The 18,915-nt window shown below is 59.5% G+C and carries 16 protein-coding genes, 1 tRNA gene and 1 pseudogene; 14 read left to right on the forward strand and 4 right to left on the reverse strand.

Going from position 1 to position 18,915, the window contains the following annotated elements:
* Positions 1-172: 172 nt before the first annotated feature.
* Positions 173-1,072, reverse strand: a complete 900-nt coding sequence (gene iolE / locus FJ938_RS04535) for a myo-inosose-2 dehydratase (RefSeq protein ID WP_140607652.1) — start codon at positions 1,070-1,072, stop codon at positions 173-175.
* Between the two features lie 295 nt (positions 1,073-1,367).
* On the opposite strand from iolE, the gene iolG (FJ938_RS04540) reads away from it, so the two are divergent.
* The 8 genes from iolG (FJ938_RS04540) to FJ938_RS04575 all read left to right on the forward strand — a co-directional run bounded on the left by iolG (FJ938_RS04540) (position 1,368) and on the right by FJ938_RS04575 (position 10,123).
* Positions 1,368-2,378, forward strand: coding sequence for an inositol 2-dehydrogenase (iolG, locus tag FJ938_RS04540; protein WP_210240605.1), 1,011 nt, complete (start codon positions 1,368-1,370; stop codon positions 2,376-2,378).
* Positions 2,379-2,565: 187 nt separating this feature from the next.
* Positions 2,566-3,687 carry a phytanoyl-CoA dioxygenase family protein gene (locus FJ938_RS04545; protein ID WP_140691488.1) on the forward strand — a complete coding sequence of 374 codons (1,122 nt, stop codon included), beginning with the start codon at positions 2,566-2,568 and terminating at the stop codon, positions 3,685-3,687.
* 64 nt (positions 3,688-3,751) lie between these two features.
* Positions 3,752-4,693 (forward strand): sugar ABC transporter substrate-binding protein, encoded by a 942-nt coding sequence (locus tag FJ938_RS04550; RefSeq protein ID WP_140691491.1) that lies wholly within the window; start codon positions 3,752-3,754, stop codon positions 4,691-4,693.
* Between the two features lie 64 nt (positions 4,694-4,757).
* Entirely contained in the window at positions 4,758-5,855 is a 1,098-nt protein-coding gene (locus FJ938_RS04555; RefSeq protein ID WP_140691494.1) for an ABC transporter permease, read from the forward strand.
* Positions 5,855-6,634: an ATP-binding cassette domain-containing protein gene (locus tag FJ938_RS04560; protein WP_140607649.1), complete on the forward strand. Its 780-nt coding sequence runs from the start codon at positions 5,855-5,857 to the stop codon at positions 6,632-6,634. Before FJ938_RS04555 ends, FJ938_RS04560 begins: the two co-directional genes overlap by 1 nt.
* Positions 6,635-6,703: 69 nt before the next feature.
* Positions 6,704-7,891: a Gfo/Idh/MocA family oxidoreductase gene (locus FJ938_RS04565; RefSeq protein WP_140691497.1), complete on the forward strand. Its 1,188-nt coding sequence runs from the start codon at positions 6,704-6,706 to the stop codon at positions 7,889-7,891.
* Between the two features lie 5 nt (positions 7,892-7,896).
* Entirely contained in the window at positions 7,897-8,727 is an 831-nt protein-coding gene (locus tag FJ938_RS04570) for a TIM barrel protein (RefSeq protein ID WP_181169000.1), read from the forward strand.
* A 232-nt stretch (positions 8,728-8,959) separates the two neighbouring features.
* Positions 8,960-10,123: a substrate-binding domain-containing protein gene (locus tag FJ938_RS04575; protein WP_140691503.1), complete on the forward strand. Its 1,164-nt coding sequence runs from the start codon at positions 8,960-8,962 to the stop codon at positions 10,121-10,123.
* Positions 10,124-10,201: 78 nt separating this feature from the next.
* On the opposite strand, the gene FJ938_RS04580 is transcribed toward FJ938_RS04575, so the two are convergent.
* The gene (locus tag FJ938_RS04580; protein ID WP_140691506.1) at positions 10,202-11,020 is read right to left on the reverse strand and encodes an SDR family oxidoreductase; all 819 of its coding nucleotides are present in this window, start codon (positions 11,018-11,020) and stop codon (positions 10,202-10,204) included.
* A 148-nt stretch (positions 11,021-11,168) separates the two neighbouring features.
* Here FJ938_RS04580 and iolG (FJ938_RS04585) point away from each other — a divergent pair, with 148 nt between their 5' ends.
* From iolG (FJ938_RS04585) to FJ938_RS04605, 5 genes are all read left to right on the forward strand, one after another.
* Positions 11,169-12,182, forward strand: a complete 1,014-nt coding sequence (iolG, locus tag FJ938_RS04585) for an inositol 2-dehydrogenase (RefSeq protein WP_210242641.1) — start codon at positions 11,169-11,171, stop codon at positions 12,180-12,182.
* A gap of 379 nt (positions 12,183-12,561) precedes the next feature.
* The gene (locus FJ938_RS04590) at positions 12,562-13,626 is read left to right on the forward strand and encodes a sugar ABC transporter substrate-binding protein (RefSeq protein ID WP_140607643.1); all 1,065 of its coding nucleotides are present in this window, start codon (positions 12,562-12,564) and stop codon (positions 13,624-13,626) included.
* A gap of 19 nt (positions 13,627-13,645) precedes the next feature.
* Positions 13,646-15,145, forward strand: a complete 1,500-nt coding sequence (locus tag FJ938_RS04595; RefSeq protein ID WP_181169001.1) for a sugar ABC transporter ATP-binding protein — start codon at positions 13,646-13,648, stop codon at positions 15,143-15,145.
* Positions 15,142-16,188 carry an ABC transporter permease gene (locus FJ938_RS04600; RefSeq protein ID WP_140691515.1) on the forward strand — a complete coding sequence of 349 codons (1,047 nt, stop codon included), beginning with the start codon at positions 15,142-15,144 and terminating at the stop codon, positions 16,186-16,188. The genes FJ938_RS04595 and FJ938_RS04600 overlap by 4 nt, the downstream gene beginning before the upstream one ends.
* A gap of 99 nt (positions 16,189-16,287) precedes the next feature.
* Positions 16,288-17,250, forward strand: coding sequence for an aldo/keto reductase (locus FJ938_RS04605; protein WP_140691518.1), 963 nt, complete (start codon positions 16,288-16,290; stop codon positions 17,248-17,250).
* 330 nt (positions 17,251-17,580) lie between these two features.
* On the opposite strand, the gene FJ938_RS29795 is transcribed toward FJ938_RS04605, so the two are convergent.
* Positions 17,581-17,799: a hypothetical protein gene (locus FJ938_RS29795; RefSeq protein WP_140691521.1), complete on the reverse strand. Its 219-nt coding sequence runs from the start codon at positions 17,797-17,799 to the stop codon at positions 17,581-17,583.
* Positions 17,800-17,915: 116 nt separating this feature from the next.
* Between FJ938_RS29795 and FJ938_RS30370 the strand changes: the two are divergent.
* Positions 17,916-18,702: pseudogene (locus tag FJ938_RS30370) on the forward strand (tyrosine-type recombinase/integrase); the annotation flags it as partial.
* A gap of 72 nt (positions 18,703-18,774) precedes the next feature.
* On the opposite strand, the gene FJ938_RS04620 reads toward FJ938_RS30370, so the two are convergent.
* Positions 18,775-18,848 (reverse strand) — tRNA-Gly (locus FJ938_RS04620).
* Between the last annotated feature and the right edge of the window lie 67 nt (positions 18,849-18,915).

Here is an 18,915-nt window from a genome sequence, read left to right on the forward strand (position 1 = left end):
GCAGGCTGACGCGCTAGCTAGCCAGCCGCCATCGACCGGCAAAATCGCGCCGTGCACGTATTCGGAGGCTGGCGAGGCCGTATGCACCCGCTTCGGGCAGGCGGAGAGCGACCCCGCGGCTCCCAGGCCGGAGAGTGTTCCGGCTACGACGCAGACCTTCCATCCACACGGTTCATTGCACGACCTCATATCCGGCGGCGGCCATGACCCTCATCAGTTCAGCATGTCCCTTGATCGCCATCGCTATTGGGGGAGAAACCTTTGGATCCTGCTCGGCTTCGACCACGAACCATCCTTCATAGCCATATCGCGCCAAGCGCTTAACGATCGCCCCGAAGTCGAGGTCGCCGTCGCCAGGCACCGTGAAGGCGCCTTTGACGACGGCGTCGAGGAAGCTTTCCCTGTCGCGATCAATCGCCTTAATCACGTCGAACCTGACATCCTTGGTGTGTACATGGGAGATGCGCGCGCTGTGCCTGTCGATGACGCCCAAGACGTCGCCACCGGCGAAAGCCATGTGCCCAGCGTCAAACAACAGCGGCAGGGCCTCGCCTGAGTGCTTCATCAGGAGATCGACTTCCGCCTCGGACTCGATCGCGGCGGCCATGTGGTGGTGGTAGGCGATAGGCATTCCTTGTTCGGCGCACCATTCGGCAAAGTCGGTCATTTTCGCGCCGTATGTCCGAATGTCCTCCTCGCTCAGCTTTGGCTTGGTTGCCAACGGTTTGGCGCGGTCGCCCTGGATAGAGCGCGCCACCTCGCCATAGACGATGCAAGGAGCGTTCATAACCTTGAACAGCTCCATCTGCGGCGCGATCCGGTCTTTCTCGCGCTCAATATCGCCGTCGAGAAGTGCCCCGGAAAACCAGCCCCCGCATATCGAGATGCCAAACTTATCCAGGATCGGACCGAGCTCAGCGGGGTCGAGCGGGAACCGTCTGCCGGTCTCCATGCCAGTGAAGCCTGCCACAGACGCTTGCCTCAGGCATTCATCGAGACTGACATCGTCGGATAATTCTTCCAGATCGTCGTTCCACCAGGCGATGGGCGCGATTCCGAGCCTTGCTTTCATCTACAACTCCCGAGCACGTTGGACGAGCATTCAGTGTTTGCCGAAATGAGCGAGAGGCCGGCTGTCCATTCTGGACTATCATGGCGCATCATATACGTGCTGCTCCCCTGCAATCGCACAGGGCCTTGAGCATCGTATCAGCAGGTGAACGGGTCTTGCCCCCGTACGTCGCCAATTCTCCCTCCGGCGCTTTCTCCCGTTGGCAACGACAATTCCTATTGACAATTTGGCTGGAGCGCAACAAACATTGCAGGCTTTTGCAACGAAATTTGTTGCGATCGATTTCTGGGAGGAATTGTTGCAACGAATCGCTGTGCTCGGCTGTGGCCGAATTGGAGTGATGCATGCCGCAAACGTTGCGGCGCATTCAGGAGCAAGACTGGCCGGCGTCTACGATGTGAACCTAGACGCGGCCTCTGCCTGCGGCGCCAGGTACGGCGTGCCGGTATTTCAGTCTTCCGACGCCGTGTTTGCAGCGGACGACGTCGATGCCGTGCTGATCGCTACTTCTACCAGCACCCACTCAGATCTGATCGAAGCCGCGGTCAGGGCCGGAAAGCCAATCCTCTGCGAAAAGCCGATAGATCTGGATTTGAAGCGGGTCGAACTCTGCAAGCGCCGCATTGGCGCTAGCGATGTGCCGATCATGCTGGGCTTCGTGCGTCGCTTCGACCCCGGTCACCGGGCCGCGCGCGAGGCGATGCTGGCTGGCGAGATCGGCGACCTGCACCAGGTGATCATCACCTCGCGCGACCCCGGCATGGCATCTTCCGCTTACATCGAAGTCTCCGGCGGCATCTTCCGCGACATGACCATCCACGACTTCGACCTCGCCCGCTACCTCCTGGGCGAGGAGGTGGTTGCGGTCTCGGCCAGTGGATCGCGACTGGTGGACCCTCCGCTGATGGAACGCTGCAACGACTACGACACCATCGCGGCTGTCCTATCCACTGCTTCAGGCAAGCAGGCAATAATCACGAACTCGCGACAGGCAGCCTACGGATACGACCAGCGGGTCGAACTACTTGGCAACAAGGGCATGCTAATTTCGGAAAATCGTCGCAACAACCATGTCACCAAGCATGTCCGCGACGCGACGAACGTCTCCGCGCCGCTGCTGAATTTCTTCATCGAGCGCTATTCCGAAGCGTTCAATGCCGAGATCAGCGCCTTTGTAAATTCCATCGAGGCCAAAAAGCCCGTCGAGGTCGGGTTCGAGGATGGGAGGCTCGCGCTCGTCCTGGCCGAGGCCGCGGCAAAATCCGTGACCGAACACCGGGTCGTTGCGGTCAAAGAGATCGGCTGACGAGTACAGGCGAACTGGCCGATCGGGTGATGCGGGGTCACGCGAGGTCTGGGCTGCGGCTCACCGCAGAAAAACGTTCGCGCCATCGAGAGCGCGAAAAGGTCTTCGCCCCCGACTACTAGGCGCCTGTGTGCCTGTCGGTTGCGCAGTTGGACGTCACAGGGGTCCACAACAGGAGTGATTAGGGATGTTTGTGATGAATGGATCCGATGAATTCCTTGGCGCGATACAGCTGGATGACTTTCGATCCCAGGTAGAAGTGGCCACAGCCGACTATCCTCGAGCGGCCGAAATCACATCCAACATCCCGATCTACGACGGCCGCGAGGTGGACGAGGGCATCAAGCGGGAATGGGCCGATGTAATTGGAAAGGGGCCTGGTGTTTTCGTCGTCCGCAGTGCGTTCAGGGACCTTTCCGCCGTCGATGCGGCGACCGAGATATTTCGGGAGATTATCGCGGATGAACGAGCTGCCGGTATCTCGGGCGGCGACCACTTCGCGAAGGCCGGGGCCAACGACCGCATCTGGAACAGCCTGCAAAAGCTGTGCCTGCGCGCTCCTGAAGTCTACGTGCGATACATGGGCAACCCAATTGTCGATCTGGCCTGTCGTGCCTGGCTGGGTCCGGATTACCAGCTGGCAACGCAGGTTAATCAGGTGCGTCCGGGTGGCAAGGCGCAGGCCCCGCACCGTGACTATCATCTGGGCTTTATGACGCCTGACCAGATGGCACTTTACCCGCCGCACGTTCACCTCATGGGACCAACGCTGATCCTCCAAGGCGGGGTAGCTCATGTCGACATGCCTGCTGCGAGCGGCACCACAAAGCTGCTTCCCCACTCGCAAAAGTATCCTCAGGGCTATGTCGCTGCACAGCTTCCAGAATTCCGCGACTATTTCGAAGCGAACTGCGTCCAGCTCCCGATGGCCAAGGGCGATGCGATCTTCTTCAGCCCGGCGCTGTTCCACGCCGCGGGCGAGAACAAAACGACCGATTTCGTCCGAATGGTGAATCTGCTGCAGGTTGCCTCGGCGTTCGCCAAGCATATGGAGAACATCGACCGCCTAGCGATGGTGAAGGCTATTTTCCCATATCTTGGCAGTCTCTCGGCGCAGGAAAGGGCGGGAGTTATCGCGGCAACCGCGGATGCCTACCCTTTTCCCACCAATCTCGACACCACTCCCCCGGTCGGCGGCCTGGCGCCCGAAAGCCAGAAGGCGCTGCTCGCACGGGCCATCGCCGAGGGATGGGACTACCCGCGTTTTGAAGCTGCGGCTGACCAACAAGCGCAAAGACGCCGCGCCTGACCGGCATACCGCGCCTGCTTCCGGCGGTTGCAAACTGGAAGCGCCCCTAAGGGAGGATAGCAAAATGAAGAAGATCCTGAAATCAATCATGCTTGGCGCGATGATCGCCACGTCGGCGATCTCAATGGCCTATGCGAAAGGCGAGAAAATCGTCTTCATCAGCTTCGCGCCCGACAGCGACACCTGGTGGAACGTGATCAAGAATGCGCTGAAGGAGACCGGCGACGAAATGGGGGTGCAGACCACGTACCAGAACCCTCCGACGGGTGACCTTGCGGATATGGTTCGCCTCATCCAGCAGGCGACCGCCGCGCATGTCGACGGCATGATCGTTGCGTTGGCCGACTACCAGACGCTCAAGGCGCCGCTTGAGGCGGCGATCTCGGCCGGCATCCCAGTTGTCACCGCGAACTCCGGTACGCCCGAGCAGTCAAAGGAACTCGGCGCTCTGATGCATGTGGGGCAGGCGGAATACGATGCCGGGCATGCCGCCGGCGAGCGTGCGAAGGCAACCGGCGCCAAGACGTTCCTTTGCGTCAACCACTATATCCAGAACCCATCGTCAGTCGAGCGCTGCCAAGGGTTTGCCGATGGCATGGGCGTCGCGCTGGGTGATCAGATGATAGATTCGGGCATTGATCCCGGCGAGGTGAAGGGCAAGGTAATGGCATACCTGACCAAGCACGCGGACACCGGCGCAATTATCACCTTAGGTCCCAACTCGGCGGCTCCCACGGTCGAGGCGGTGAAGGAGATGGGCATCGCCGGCAAGATCAACTTCGGTACATTCGACCTGTCGCCCGAAATCACTGCCGGCATCAAAGACGGCACCATCAACTACGCCATCGACCAGCAGCCTTACCTCCAAGGAGCCGTTCCCGTCTTTGTCCTGACGAACTTCATCCGATACGGCATCTCGCCTGCCAACTCGGTGAAGTCGGGACCGTCCTTCGTGACCAAGGACAATGTGGAGAAGGTCGAGAAACTCGCCGGCGAATATCGCTGAGCACGGTCAGCGAGGGCGTGTGAGCGCCCTCGCTCTCCTTGGATCATCAAATGGGAAGGCAGACATGACCGACGAACGCATCAAGAATGTGTCGCCACTTCGTCAGGCTCTCATCCGGCCTGAACTTGGAGCGATGGTGGGGACAATCCTTGTCCTCGGTTTCTTTCTCGTCATTGCGGGCGGCAGCGGCATGTTCGCGCCGGAGGGTATCTTGAACTGGTCGATCGTTTCGGCGCAGTTCATGATCATTGCCGTTGGCGCCTGCATGCTCATGATCGCAGGCGAATTCGATCTTTCCGTCGGCTCGATGATCGGCTTCTCCGGAATGATACTGGCGCTGCTGATGACGGTCGGCGGTGTACCCTGCTGGGCTGCGATTCTGATAACCTTCGCGTTGTCGATGGCGCTCGGCGCGGTGAATGGCTTGCTGGTCATCAGGACTGGGTTGCCCTCCTTCATTGTCACGCTGGCTTTTCTCTACATCCTGCGCGGAATGACGATCGCCACTACCGTTTTTTACACGCGCAAAACAACCATAGCGGGGCTTGAGCCCTACACGCAGAACGATTGGCTCGCCCCCCTTTTCAGCGGAAAGATCCTCTCGGGTTTTTTCGTCTGGCTCGGCCATGTGGGCTGGCTGAGAACCTTCACGGCCGGCAACAGGGCGGGCCAGCCCGTTGTCGATGGAATACCTATGTTAATCATTTGGGCGATCGCATTGGTTATCTTTGCGCAATGGTTGTTGACGCGAACGCGTTTTGGCAATTGGGTTTTCGCCGCGGGCGGCGACCAGCAGGCGGCACGCAACATGGGCGTGCCAGCCAATCGCGTTAAGCTGCTGATGTTCGTCTTCTCCGCTTTCTGCGCATGCCTTTTTGCCACGTCGCAGGTGCTTGAATTCAACTCCGCCTCAGCCGACCGCGGCCTCTTGAAGGAATTCGAGGCGATCATCTGCGTCGTTATCGGAGGTGCGTTGCTAACCGGTGGGTATGGCTCGATCATCGGCGCTGCTCTGGGCGCGATCATCTTTGGCGTGGTTCAGCAGGGGCTGTTCTTCGCCAACGCCGAGAGTTCTCTCTTCCGCGTGTTCCTGGGCGGCATACTGCTCGTGGCCGTGATCATGAACACCTACATCCGTCGTGCGATTACAGGAGAGCGATAATGACCGCCCCTATCGTCGAGATGATCGACATTAAGAAGCACTTCGGTTCCGTCATCGCGCTGAACGGCGTTTCCTTCGACGTCAGGCCAGGCGAATGCCATTGCCTTCTCGGCGACAACGGCGCCGGAAAATCGACTTTCATCAAGATCATGTCGGGCGTGTTCAAACCAAGCGGGGGTGAAATTCGCGTCGCCGGGCAGATGGTCGGTTTTGCCACGCCCCGTGACGCGATGGGCGCTGGCATCGCAACCGTCTACCAAGACTTGGCGATGATCCCGTTGATGAGCGTCACCCGCAATTTCTGGATGGGCCGCGAACCTCAACGAGGCATATGGCCATTTCGCAATATGGATTTCGAAAAGGCAAATACGGTCACCCTGCAGGAGATGCGTAAGATGGGCATCAACCTACGCGGTCCGGATCAGGCGGTCGGCACGTTGTCGGGCGGCGAGCGTCAGACTGTGGCAATCGCGCGTGCCGTCTATTTCGGAGCCAAGATCCTTATTCTGGACGAGCCGACATCGGCTCTTGGCGTCCGGCAGACGGCCAACGTGCTTTCCACCGTCGATCGGGTGCGCAAGCACGGCATCGGTGTTGTCTTCATTACACACAACGTTCGCCATGCCTTGGCCGTGGGTGACAGGTTTACCGTTTTGAATAGAGGACAGACCTTGGGAACGGCCGAGCGCGGAAAGGTCCGTGCGGAGGAACTCCAGGAGATGATGGCTGGCGGCGGGGAACTGGCGGCGCTCGAAGCCTCACTCGGCGGTACGATCTGACAGCGCAAACATTTCACTCGCAGCTTGGGTACCGCGTCTCGATCTCGCCAGCAGAGCGAAGGGACTAGCATGAGCTTCACCGACAAAAGTTGTCTGCGAACCCCGCCGCTTGCGCGGCGTCAGCGCCTTGGCTTTGTGGGAGGCGGTCGGGGTGGCCTTGTAGGAGATTGGCATTTCGCCGGAGCGCGTTTGTCAAACCACTGGGACGTCGTCGCCGGCGCCTTGTCTTCGCGACCCGACAACGCTGTGGCTTCCGCCCGCGACTGGATGATCCCACCGCAACGCTCCTATTCCGACTTTCGCCAAATGGCGCAAGTAGAAGCCGCGCGCGCCGACGGCATCGAGGCGGTTGCGATCTGCACGCCAAACTGGAACCACGCCGAGATCGCCGCGTGTTTCCTCAAGGCGGGAATCGACGTCATTCTCGACAAGCCGATGACGACAACGATGGCCGACGCCAAGATGCTTGTTGCGCTTCAGCGCCAGACAGGGGTGTCGCTCACGATGACCTATCCCTACGCGCACCACGCCATGGTTCGACAGGCGCGCGCGATCGTCGACAGTGGTCTTCTGGGGACCATCAATCAAGTCCACCTCGAATATCTGCAGGAGTGGAATTGCGGGGCCCAGCCGGTCGATACGGCTGTGTGGCGTCAGGATCCGTCGAAGGTCGGGCGGTCCTCGATTGTTGGCGATATCGGAACGCATGCCTATCACCTGCTCAAGACGATGACCGGCCTGGACGTTTCCGACGTGAGGGCTGACATGTTCGTTTGTGGTGGCAGGAAACCACAGCCCGACACGGCACACATCAACTTGCGACTGTCCAACAGCGCCCCGGGGTTGATGCACCTATCCAACGCTACGCCTGGGCAATATTGCGGCCTGCGCATTCGCATCTGGGGCAGCGGGGGAGCTGTGGAATGGGATCAGGAGCGGCCCGAATACCTGAAGTTTACGCCTTTGGAGCAGCAGGAGCAGACCTTCGTTCGCGGCGTCGGCAATGGCGTCCTTGGCGAAGCCGAGCAGCTTGTTCATCTGCCCCGAGGCCATGGCGAGGCGCTGACCGACGCCTGGGCCAACCTCTACGCTGAAGCGGCTCTCGTGATCGCGGCGCGTCGCGCAAGACGTCAGGCCCCTGCAGGCGTGCGGCTTGCTGGAGCGGCAGAGGGATTGGCCGGTATGCGCTTCATAGACGGCTGCGCGGACAGCTATGAGGCCGGCGGCGCATGGATCAAGCTTCAACACGACGAGTGATCGACATGCAAAGCGCGATCCGTTTTGGGCTCAACCGGATGTGTCTGCCGCATAGACCGCTCTCTGAGTTCCTCGATCTGGCGGTCGAGGTCGGAGCGGAAGCCGTTGAACTTCGCAACGATCTGCCAGGGCTCGAGATCGCCGATGACCGCCCTCTTAGCGAGGTCAGGGATCTGGTGCAGCAGAGCGGTTTGGCGATTGCCTCCGTCAATTGTCTAGAGGATTTCAATGCGCTTGTTGACTTGAGCTATGCCGAGAAGTTGATCACTAGCACGGCTGAGTTGGGCGCGCCGTTCCTGGTGTTGTGCCCACTCTTTTTGGAAGGCCATGGCTGGAGCGAAGCGGAGGCGGCGCGCAATCTGAGGCGCGGCCTGAAATCCCTGGCCCCCATACTTTCCGACCATGACGTCGTTGGGCTGGTGGAGCCGCTCGGCATGCCGACCAGCACCCTCCATAGCCAAACTGCGGCCGTCGATGCAATCGAGGACGTGAACGGTTGGCAAAACTTTGCCATCCTGCACGACACATTCCAGTTCTGGCGCGCGGCGGACACGGTCATCCACTATGACCGCATCGGCTTGGTTCATGTTTCGGGTATCGCGCCCGGGACCAAGGACCATTCCGACCTGCGCGAGCCGGATCGTGGTTTCGTGTTTGCCGGCGACAGGGCGCGCAACCGCGCACAGATCCGGGACCTCCGAGATCACGGCTATGACGGCGTGGTATCGATGGAGCCCTTCGACCCATGCGTTCACGACGATCCCGCCATTGCTCGGCGCCTGAAGCAGAGCTTCGATTTCCTCAATTTGGAGGCCGGTGGTTCAAGGTCGGAATAACGCGATATCCAGAAGGGGAGCGAACGTGTTGCTAAATGGCAGCGCGCTTGCTGCCTTCCGAGGCTACCGACCAGGGCGGCATCGGAGCAGTGCCTGCGCGATGGCCGCTTGACCTGCCAGTACCTCATCGAGCAATAGCCACTAGGTCACAATCGACGAGTCCGTGCGATTTTGCAAGGAATATTGCGTAATCGCAAAGTTCCAGTATGGTCGTCATCGAAAAGGATCGACCATGCAGTTTTCGCGATCAAAGCCTCGCTCTGCCAGCGAGCTGATGACTACTTTGAATTCGGCTCAGGACAATATGGGCAAGGGCGGACGGCGCGTTGCAAATTTTTTCATCGCGAACCTTGGAGAGACTGCCCTTCTATCAAGTTCCGAGGTCGCGACCCGCTGCGGCGTGAACGCATCCAGTGTTGTACGATTCGTCCAGACTTTGGGATTTTCCGGCTACCGGGAATTCCAATCGATTCTGCATCAACATTTGTCCAAGTCGATGGTCGACGCCAGGCACTCAGGCGTCGGCGGGATTTCGTTGCCCGAGATTTCGAAGCCGCTGCGTCTTTATCTTCTCGCCGATTCCGGGCGATCGTTCAACGAGGCCGCGGAAGCCGCCGCGAAGAACTTCAGCGCGCAAAACCCGTCGGTCGAAATTGAAACAGAGTCCCATGTCTCATACGCTGTCGAACCTGAGGACTTCGCGGGCCGGATTAGGAGCGCGGCCGAAAAGTCCGATGGCATTATCCTGGTCGCCAGAGAGCATCCGGCAGTCAACGACGCAGTGAGGGCAGCCACGGGACGGGGCCTCCCGGTGATCTGCCTGACCACCGATCTTCCCTTGTCGGGAAGGGCAGCTTACGTCGGTTCGGACCAATATGTCTCGGGGGCTACGGCAGCCTGGCTTTGTGGGCGAATGCTTCCGCGCGGGACAACCGGCAAAGTCCTATTTGTTTGCAGCGTGCCATTTCGCTGCCAGCAAGACCGCGAGCAGGGGTTCAGACACGTCCTGCGAACAGAATTCTCATCCTTGGCCATCGATGAACGGGTAAGTTCCAACGAGAGCATTGAGGTCATCTATGAGGCTGTCCGGCGATACATGGGAAAGAACGGCCCGCCGGCGGCTATCTACAATGTATCAGGCGCCAACTTGGGAGTTGGGCGCGCACTTGAAGCTGAAGGTCTTAGTCATTCGATCGTGTTTATTGGCCATGAGTTAAACACGAACTCGCGGTCGTTGCTCGAGCGGGGCATCATGGATGTGACGATCGGTCATGACTTCGATCGCGAAATCGCGCTGTCGGTAGAGTGCATAAGGATGGCGCGGCAGGGGGTTCAACCCGTCAATCGCATAACGCAAAGTCAGGTATTCACTCGCTTCAATTGCGCTATCTTCTGATTGCCTGAAGCATTCTGCGGTGAGGCAGGATCATTGGCGACTAAAATGGTTCCGCGCTTCAGTCGCCCGTCAGTCCCTCTAGATCGCCAGCTTCGAGACCGGGGTCGGAGGGGCGAAGGGGTAGGCGCCCCAGACTGACTGGTCGAAATTGATTACAGAGCCCGTCATCATCCCGGCATCCTCCGAAGCCAAAAATGTGACGGCCTTGGCCACTTCCGTGGGAGCCAGCAGGCGCTCGAAAGGTTGTTCGGCCGCAGCCTTTTCGAGCCAGTTTGCGTCCGCGCCGTGATACTCGCGCTGGATGCGATCCTCGCCGTCGGAAGCCATCCAGCCGATGTTCAGCTGATTGACCCGGATCTTGTTCCGCATCGTTGCAAACGCGGTGTTGCGGGTAAGCGTGGCAAGAGCACCTTTGGAAGCGCAATAGGACGCGATGAACGGTTGCCCGGCAAGCGCCGAGGTCGAGCCAATGTTCACGATCGCTCCTTCGACGTTGTCCCGAATCATCCGGCGAATTGCTTCCTGCATCAAAAAGAAGGGGGCGCGCGTATTGATCGCAAACATCCGGTCGAACAGCTCTTCGCTCGTATTGAGGATGTCGCCTCGGTCTGTGAGACCGGCGGCATTCACTAGAACATCGACGCGCCCAAAGGCCGTATCCGCGGCCCCAATCACCGTCCTACAATCGGCTACGCTCGCCAGATCGGCTTGGACGAAGCGAACGACGCAGCCTGTCTTAGCCTCAATCGCCTCGGCGACGGCGCCGCCCTTGTCGGCGTTGCGCCCGCAGGTGATAATTCCGGCGGCGCCCGCGTCTGCGAAATGCATGGCGATCGCAGCACCCAATCCCTGTGTCCCGCCGGTGATCACCGCGAATTTCCTATCGACTCTGTTCATTTTTCAATGCTCCTCAGGTCTGCAATGAAATTTGCAGAAGAAATCAATGCGGAATTTGTATTGACACGCATGCAAAAATGCAAGATGCTTTGCACAATGCACGCAAAGAATAGTGCCCGGCTTGCATGACAGGCCGCAGGGGAGGAAATTGATGTTGCGTATCGCCGTGCTCGGCTGTGGCCGGATTGGTCAGATGCATGCTGCCAATGTCGCGCGGCATCCGCGATCCAAGTTGGCGGCGGTATTTGATGTCAATTCAGAGGCGGCCGAAAAGGTCGCGGCGGCTCAGGGCGTTAAGGCCGCGGCCAGCGCAGAGGAGATTTTCGCGTCCGACACGGTGGACGCCGTTCTGATCGCCACGGCAACTCCCACCCACGCCGACTACATAGAAATGGCCGTCGCTGCGGGTAAAGCGGTTCTGTGCGAGAAGCCGATCGACCTTAGCCTGGCCCGCGTCGAGGCTTGCGCCGCCAACATCGGCGATACCAAAATCCCGATCCAGCTCGGCTTCAACCGTCGTTATGATCCCGGGCATAGCGCAGCGCGAACGGCGATGCTGGCTGGCGATATAGGCGAATTGCACCAGGTCATTATCACGTCACGCGATCCGGCGCTGCCGCCGCGAGCCTATCTGGAGGCGGCGGGCGGACTGTTCCGGGACATGACGATCCACGACTTCGATTTGGCTCGCTTCATGCTCGGCGAAGAGCCGACCGAGGTCTTCGCGCTAGCCAATGCACTCATCGATCCGGCACTTGGAAGGGAACTCGATGAAGTCGACAGTGCAATGTTCATCCTGAGGACCGCGTCGGGCAAGCAATGCCACATCAACAACTCGCGCACGGCGGTCTACGGCTACGATCAGCGCGTTGAGCTCATCGGGAGCGCGGGCATGCTTCTTTCCGACAACCGCAAACCTCACGAATTGCGCCGCTTTACAAGCACGGCCGCCGAGGCGAGCCAGCCGTATCAGTTCTTCTTTCTCGAGCGCTACCAGGAAGCCTTCATGGCGGAGATCGATGGGTTCGTGGACTGTGTGGAGAAAGGCGCCGTTCCGCTGGCGAGTTTCGAAGATGGGCGCCGTGCGCTCATCCTGGCGGAAGCGGCTTACAAATCCATGAAAGAGGCACGCTTGGTGCGTGTCTCCGAGGTGGCTGCATAAAGCATTCGGCGGCGGATCCGCAGGAGGAAGAAAGATCCGCGCAGTGGGAGGAGTGGCGTTTGGTGAAGTCTGGGCTCGCACGGATCGCTGTGTCGGGACATGACCGAGACCGGTCCCGCAATGGCGCCGGGCATCTTGGCTGTGCCTTCCTTGCGATCACGATCGAAGGAGAACCGCGAAAGCGTGCCCTCACTGCCGACTTCTCCGCAGGGCTCTTTTAATGCGGCCAGGCAAGCACTGCAATTGCATTTGCGGGTGACGACATCGCGAACGATGTCTCATCGCAAGGTCGAACCTTTCTGTGGTGAGCACAGAAGGCCCAAGCGGCGTCAAGCCCGGCTCAACGGGCGGTCGGACCGCGCAACAAAAGGAGGATTCAATGAAATTTCCAACTCTCCCCATTTCTCGCCGCAGAGCCGCCAGCACGGTTGCTTTCGGCGCGCTGTTCCTTGCAATAACCGCCGGGACCGCGCTTGCCGAATACAAAGCCGCGGACGTGAGGATCGGTTTCACCCCGAAGTTTCTCAAGGATGATTTCCAGACCCTGATGCTGGATCTCTCAAAGAAGGCCTTCGATGCAAAGGGTTTCACCCTGGTCGGTGCTCCTGATCCGAATGGCGATATCGCCGCCGAAGTCGATGCGCTCCAGAACATGATTGCCAACGGCGCAAATGTCCTGGTCTTCGCGCCCATTGACGCCGCGGGAATCGTTCCGGCGGTCAAAAAGGCGAACGACGCCAACGTCCTCGTCTTCTCGATCGATGATGCTCCCGCGGGCGGCAAAGTGACGGCGACGGTGCGCGCGGACAATGTCGACGCAGGTGTTCAAGGCGCCAAGGAAATGGTCAAGCGCCTGCAGGCAAAGCCGTGCTGGACCGACAACAGCTGCATCGTGCTCGAGCTGCAGGGCGCCCTGACCACCCCCAACGGCCGCGATCGCTCCGACGGTTTTTCCAAAACGTTGCACGAGCTCGCGCCCAAGGTGAATCTGATACAGCGCCCGACCGAATGGACTGCCGACATGGCGGCCGACGCTGCGCAGAACGTCCTCACCCAGAATCCTTCATTGAGCGGTATCTTCATGGCATCCGAACTCATGGCATCGGCCGTGAACGCCCAGCTCACCAACGCCGGCAAGGGCGCTCCGGTGGGGGACCCGAACTCGGTGATCCGCATCGCAATCGATGGAACGCCTCAAGGACTGCAGCTGATCCGCGGCAAGGCCCTCGACGCGACGGTGTCGCAGCCCCTGAGCGCCTATGCGAGCAAGACGGCCGACCTGATCGAACTCGTCTCCAAGGGTGGCAAGATCGAGATCGGACCGCGTGACGACGGCCAGGTTATCGATACTCCCGTCGGACCGCAGTACCAGCTCAAAGCGACGCTGGTGACAACCGACAATGTGGACTCCCCTGATCTGTGGGCCAACAAGGTCGGCAAATAAGTTCAGGAGGAACCAAGCCGTGGAGCCGAAGATCATGGACAAGGCGCGACCCATCGTCGAGATGCGTGACATCGCCAAGACCTTTGGCTCGACCCGGGCTCTTCGCGGCGTGAATTTCACCGTCATGCCCGGTGAGGTTCACGCCCTGTTGGGCCGCAATGGCGCGGGAAAGAGCACGCTCGTTTCCACCTTGAGCGGATACGTTTCGGCCGATACTGGATCGATCAGAATTGGAGGGGTCGAGGTAGAAGCGGTCGGCCAACACTATGCGCCTAGCATTCGCAAGTTGATCGCCCACGTTCAACAAACGCCTCAGCTGTTCAACCTGCTCACTGTGGCGGAGAACCTTTTTGTCGAGAATCCTCTCGTGCGCAGAGGCTTCGGCGTGGTGAGCCACAAGCTGATGTTGGAGCGCGCGACGGACCTGCTGAGCGAATGGAATATGGACATCCAACCCCGCTCGCTTGCAGGGGAGCTGGGCGCCGGGACGAGACAGCTGCTCGAGATCATGAAGGCTCTTAGCCGGGGCGTGCCCGTCATGATCCTGGACGAGCCAACCGCGGCGCTGAGCAATGCGGAAAAACGCATTCTGTTCGAGCATGTGAGGGCGCTCAAAGCCAAGGGGGTCTCGTTCGTCTATATCTCGCACCACCTGGATGAGGTTTTCGAGATTGCCGATACAGTGACGATCTTGAGGGACGGGAAGGTCGTAAAGGAACGCGAGCCCGTGGAGCGTCTCGACGTGGAAACCATCGCCGACCTTATGATGGGCGAAAAGACGGTTCGAAGCACGCGACAGGACTTCGTGACGGATGAAGCCCCTGTTCTGCTTCAGGCCAAGGGAATTCGGCTCGACAGCTTTTCGGAAAAGGATATCGACTTTGAGATAAGGGCGGGCGAGATCGTGGCCTTGGCAGGCCCGGTGGGTGGCGGGAAGGAAGCCCTCGCAATGGTCCTTGCTGGCCAGCAAAGGCCTGAAAAAGGTGAGGTGATCAGCCCGCGTGGAAAGCTGCCTACCATCGGCCTGGTTCCCACCGACAGGCATGCCAGCGGCTATGTCGGCATCCTGGGTGTGCGTGAGAATGTAGCGATCGGCGGCCTTGACGTCCTGTCCGGCAAACTGGGTTTTATCAACAAAGGCAAGGAAGCCAGGCATGTCGGGCACCTTGCCCAACAGACGAACGTAATAGCTTCGTCTCTGGAGCAAGCGGTGAGCCAGCTCAGCGGTGGCAATCAGCAGAAGGTCGTTTTCGCGCGCGCGCTTTGCCGAGCTCCCGAGGTCATCGTCGCCCTTAGCCCAACCCGCGGTGTCGATGTGGGCGCCAAGGAACAGCTCTACTCGCTGTTGCGGGATCTTGCCGGCAAGGGGCTGGGGGTGGTGGTTGTCTCGGACGAGGAAGACGAAATTGATCAACTGGCCAACCGGGTCGTGATCGTGTTCGAGGGGCACGTCGTCGATGAACTGGTGGGTGGATACACAATCAAAGATCTAATCCTGCGGATGGAGGGTGTCGTATGAGCACCGATATCGTGAGCAAATCATCGCCACAGAAGGAAAATTCCGGGCCGTCACGACTATCTTCTTTCGGAAGCGCTTTCGTGGCCGGCGGATTTACGATGTACCCGGTCCTTCTCATACTGGTGATCGTTGGCGCCATCATTGCTCCGCGGTTCGCCACGGCGGCCAATCTGCTAAATATCCTCGACCAGGTAAGCGTTCTGGGTTTGACGACGATCGGACTGACTTTCGTCGTTCTGATAGGGCGACTGGATCTCTCGCTCGAGGGAATTGTCGGTTTCGCTCCGATGTTGGCAGCCGTCACCTTGGTGCCTGTGGCGGCCGGCGGGCTTGGATTAGAGCTGCCGAGCTGGGCTGGCCTATTCATTGCGCTGGGCACTGCGGGGCTAATTGGCTTTTTCAACGGTTTCATGGTCGTCAGGGTCGGTCTCAACCCGTTCATTTCGACGCTCGGGCTGCTTGTGCTGCTTCGGGGCGGAGTGCTGATCGTTTCCAACGGGCGTTCGATCTACTCTCCCGGCAAGGCGCTGACCTATCTCGGTTCCGAGAGCTGGTTCGGTGTTCCTGTGTCGGTGGTTATGTTCATTGTTGTCGCGGTTATGGTCGGCCTTGTCTTCCACTACCACCGCTATGGCCGTGCCTTATATGCGATCGGCGGCAATGAAGACGCCGCGAGAGCAGCTGGCATCAACGTGGACGGGGTCATTTGGTCGGCGTTTGTCTTTGCGGCTCTCTTGGCGGGCCTGGCCGGCGTTCTGATGACCGGGCGCCTCGATTCCGCGGTGACAACCCAAGGGCAGGGGATAATTTTCTCCGCTTTCGCGGCTGCGGTAATCGGTGGCGTAAGCCTTGGCGGCGGTCGAGGGACAATCGTCGGAGTTATTAGCGGTGTGCTGTTGATCGGCGTCATCAACAACTTGCTGACGTTGGCGCAGGTTCCGTCCTTTTACGTGCAAGCATCGACCGGCGCCGTCATCATAGTGGCCGCGGTGCTGACGACGATTGCCAGCCGACGCTCAAGCGGTGTGCGGACTCGAACCTGAGGTAGTATTCCGGCTGACTTGGCTCTGCCGGCGTCAATTCCGGGCTCGCTGATGGGCCGCGTAGTTCGCTCTTTTTGCCAGCCCTGGGTGGAGGTGGCGATGAAACGGCATCCAATCGGACAGACCGGATTGGAAGTTACGGAGATCTGTTTCGGAACAGCTCCCCTCGGCGGGATGCCGGACACTTATGGCTACAACGTCGACGAAGCCACCGCACTTGCGACCATCCGAGCGATTTTCGACGGCCCGGTCAACTTCATGGACACGTCCCGCAACTACGGTTTTGGCCGCAGCGAGGAACGGATTGGATCGGTCATCAGAGAGCGCGGAGGCCTACCTCCGGGATTTGTGCTTTCGACGAAATTAGACCGGGACATGGGTACGGGCCGCTTCGACGCCGGTCGCGCCAGACAGTCGCTTGAGGAGAGTCTTCTGGCGCTCGGTCTCGATCGCGTTCACATACTGCACCTTCACGACCCTGAGCATTCCGCCGATCTCGACGAGATCACGAGGCCAGGCGGGGCGCTCGATGAATTGATTCGAATGAAGGAGGAAGGTCTGGCGACCGCCGTCGGGCTGGCAATGGGCCGTCTCGATATCATGCTGCCGATGGTCAGAGACTGGCCGTTCGATGTCCTGCTGAATCATAATCGCTTCACGCTTTTGAACAGGTCGGCAAGTGACCTCTTTGACCTTGCCAGCGAAAGAGGAGTAGCTGTGCTCAATGCGGCTCCTTATGCCGGTGGCGTTTTGGCAAAGGGAAGTTCCGCTGTTTCTCGGATTACATATCAAGAGATTGACGAAATTAGACTGACGCCTGTGCGTCAGGTCGAGGCTGTATGCAAAAAGCATGCCGTGGCTCCCGGAGCGGTGGCAATTCAGTTCTCGCTGAATGACCCGAGGATAACCTCGACCGTTGTAGGTGTTTCCAAGCCCGAAAGAGTCGCTCAGACCATCGACTGGGCGACCGCGAAGGTGCCGGACCAGGCTTGGGCTGAGCTGGGGGAGGTAGGCTATTCCGTGAATGATCCAGAAGCTGAGCGAATTTACAAACCAGGCTAGCTTCGTGGACTAACTCGGTCCAAACGTCCTTGCGGCTCGCGATATGACGGTCGCTCCCAAGGACTGAAGGTCCACTATCGCTCTTCGCACACTAGAAGCTGCCGTTCCGCTTGCGGCCCGAAGAAGACGACAGTACGGCTAAAGTGCGTCGAAGCTTCAACGCGCGCAACGGCATTGGCGATAGTGCAAGCCTGCCGACCCTAGTTGGGCTCCGCGACGATCCGGCCGCCGGCGCCGGTTTGGCCGAGCGTGTGAGCAGGTTCACCGCGCCGTGAAGGATCTGATGCCTTGAGCAGGAAGCCCGCTTTGAGGCGGGCTTCCCGGAGCACGTTATCCCAATGCCAGGTCTGCAAGCAGGCGACGGATCGACGTGATGCGGTCAGCATCGGCCGACTTGTCGTCCATCGTTTCAAGATCGAACCTCAATCGATCCAGGATCGCAATGGCGGCAAGCCCATTGCCGCGAACGAGCTTTTCCTCGTCGGTCAGTTCGTCCCAGTCATCGAATTCAGGGAGGATATTGCCGCTCCCATCACGTTCGAACGGCATATGAGGGCAATCATCGATATGAGGCCAGTGGGAGGCGGACTCGAGGAGGCGCCCCGCAAACTGCGGATTGTCGTCCTCATGGATCCTCGCAAAATGCTCATACAAATCACGGACCCTGGCTAGACCGCATCGCCGACCATTTCGGCGAGTTGCGGATCGCGCAGTTCGATCGGCCTGAGAGGATCAGGCCGATCATTCGGCAATGGCGAGCCAAATATGCCGAGAAGCCGCGGACGGCGGACTATGGCATGCAGGTATTGTCCCGCTTGCTCTCCTACGCTGTCGATCCGCTGGGTAAGATCGCTTCCAACCCATGCGAAGGGATCAAGCAGATTTACAACCATTCGGACAATAATCGCTCCGAGATCATCTGGACGGATGGCGACATTGCGCATCTGAAGAAGACCCGCTCGGTCGAGATTGCGCACGCCGTCGACCTGGCTGCCCATACCGGTCTGCGCGCTGGGGATCTCCTGCGCCTGTCCTGGTCCCACATCGGCGAGGATGCGATTGTGATTCCCCGCCGGCAAGAGCGGCCGCCGCCGCGAGGCGATCATCCCGCTTTACCAGGCATTGCGTGACGTGCTCGCGCGCATACCGAAGCGCACTCCCGTCATCCTGACGCACAGCAAGAAAGAGCCTTGGGCGCCGGGCAGTCTCACCAACGCGTTCGACAGGGCCAAGGAGGAGGCCTGGCCGAAAGGCGGCAATCTGCACTTCCACGATTTGCGCGGCACTGCCGCGACAAAGTTCTACCTTGCCGGTCTCACCGCGCGCGAGATCGCCGAGATCATGGCATGGGAGGAGAACACCGTTGAGCGGATCATTCGTCGCTACATTGGCCATGGCGCTGCGCTCAAGGAGAAGATCCGCAGGCTCAATGAGGCCAGATCGAGAACATAGGCTGTAAAACTACCTGTAAAACCGCCACCTCGATCACGGACAGACAAGAGGCTCAAATCTTTGTGCGCAAGGTGGAGCGGGTAGCGGGAATCGAACCCGCGCGTTCAGCTTGGGAAGCTGACAAGCTACCATTACATCATACCCGCGCGTGCCCTCGTTACCATGAGGTTCGGCCTTCGGGCAATCGCAAAGCTGCCGTCTCCCATGTTTCGT

The organism is Mesorhizobium sp. B2-4-14 (assembly GCF_006442155.1).
Taxonomy (GTDB): Bacteria; Pseudomonadota; Alphaproteobacteria; order Rhizobiales; family Rhizobiaceae; genus Mesorhizobium.

Coding starts and splice junctions, on each gene's coding strand:
- iolE (WP_140607652.1), bottom strand. CDS start 1,072: ATGAAAGCAAGGCTCGGAATCGCGCCCATCGCCTGGTGGAACGACGAT.
- FJ938_RS04545 (WP_140691488.1), top strand. CDS start 2,566: ATGTTTGTGATGAATGGATCCGATGAATTCCTTGGCGCGATACAGCTG.
- FJ938_RS04550 (WP_140691491.1), top strand. CDS start 3,752: ATGAAGAAGATCCTGAAATCAATCATGCTTGGCGCGATGATCGCCACG.
- FJ938_RS04555 (WP_140691494.1), top strand. CDS start 4,758: ATGACCGACGAACGCATCAAGAATGTGTCGCCACTTCGTCAGGCTCTC.
- FJ938_RS04560 (WP_140607649.1), top strand. CDS start 5,855: ATGACCGCCCCTATCGTCGAGATGATCGACATTAAGAAGCACTTCGGT.
- FJ938_RS04565 (WP_140691497.1), top strand. CDS start 6,704: ATGAGCTTCACCGACAAAAGTTGTCTGCGAACCCCGCCGCTTGCGCGG.
- FJ938_RS04570 (WP_181169000.1), top strand. CDS start 7,897: ATGCAAAGCGCGATCCGTTTTGGGCTCAACCGGATGTGTCTGCCGCAT.
- FJ938_RS04575 (WP_140691503.1), top strand. CDS start 8,960: ATGCAGTTTTCGCGATCAAAGCCTCGCTCTGCCAGCGAGCTGATGACT.
- FJ938_RS04580 (WP_140691506.1), bottom strand. CDS start 11,020: ATGAACAGAGTCGATAGGAAATTCGCGGTGATCACCGGCGGGACACAG.
- FJ938_RS04590 (WP_140607643.1), top strand. CDS start 12,562: ATGAAATTTCCAACTCTCCCCATTTCTCGCCGCAGAGCCGCCAGCACG.
- FJ938_RS04600 (WP_140691515.1), top strand. CDS start 15,142: ATGAGCACCGATATCGTGAGCAAATCATCGCCACAGAAGGAAAATTCC.
- FJ938_RS04605 (WP_140691518.1), top strand. CDS start 16,288: ATGAAACGGCATCCAATCGGACAGACCGGATTGGAAGTTACGGAGATC.
- FJ938_RS29795 (WP_140691521.1), bottom strand. CDS start 17,799: ATGCCGTTCGAACGTGATGGGAGCGGCAATATCCTCCCTGAATTCGAT.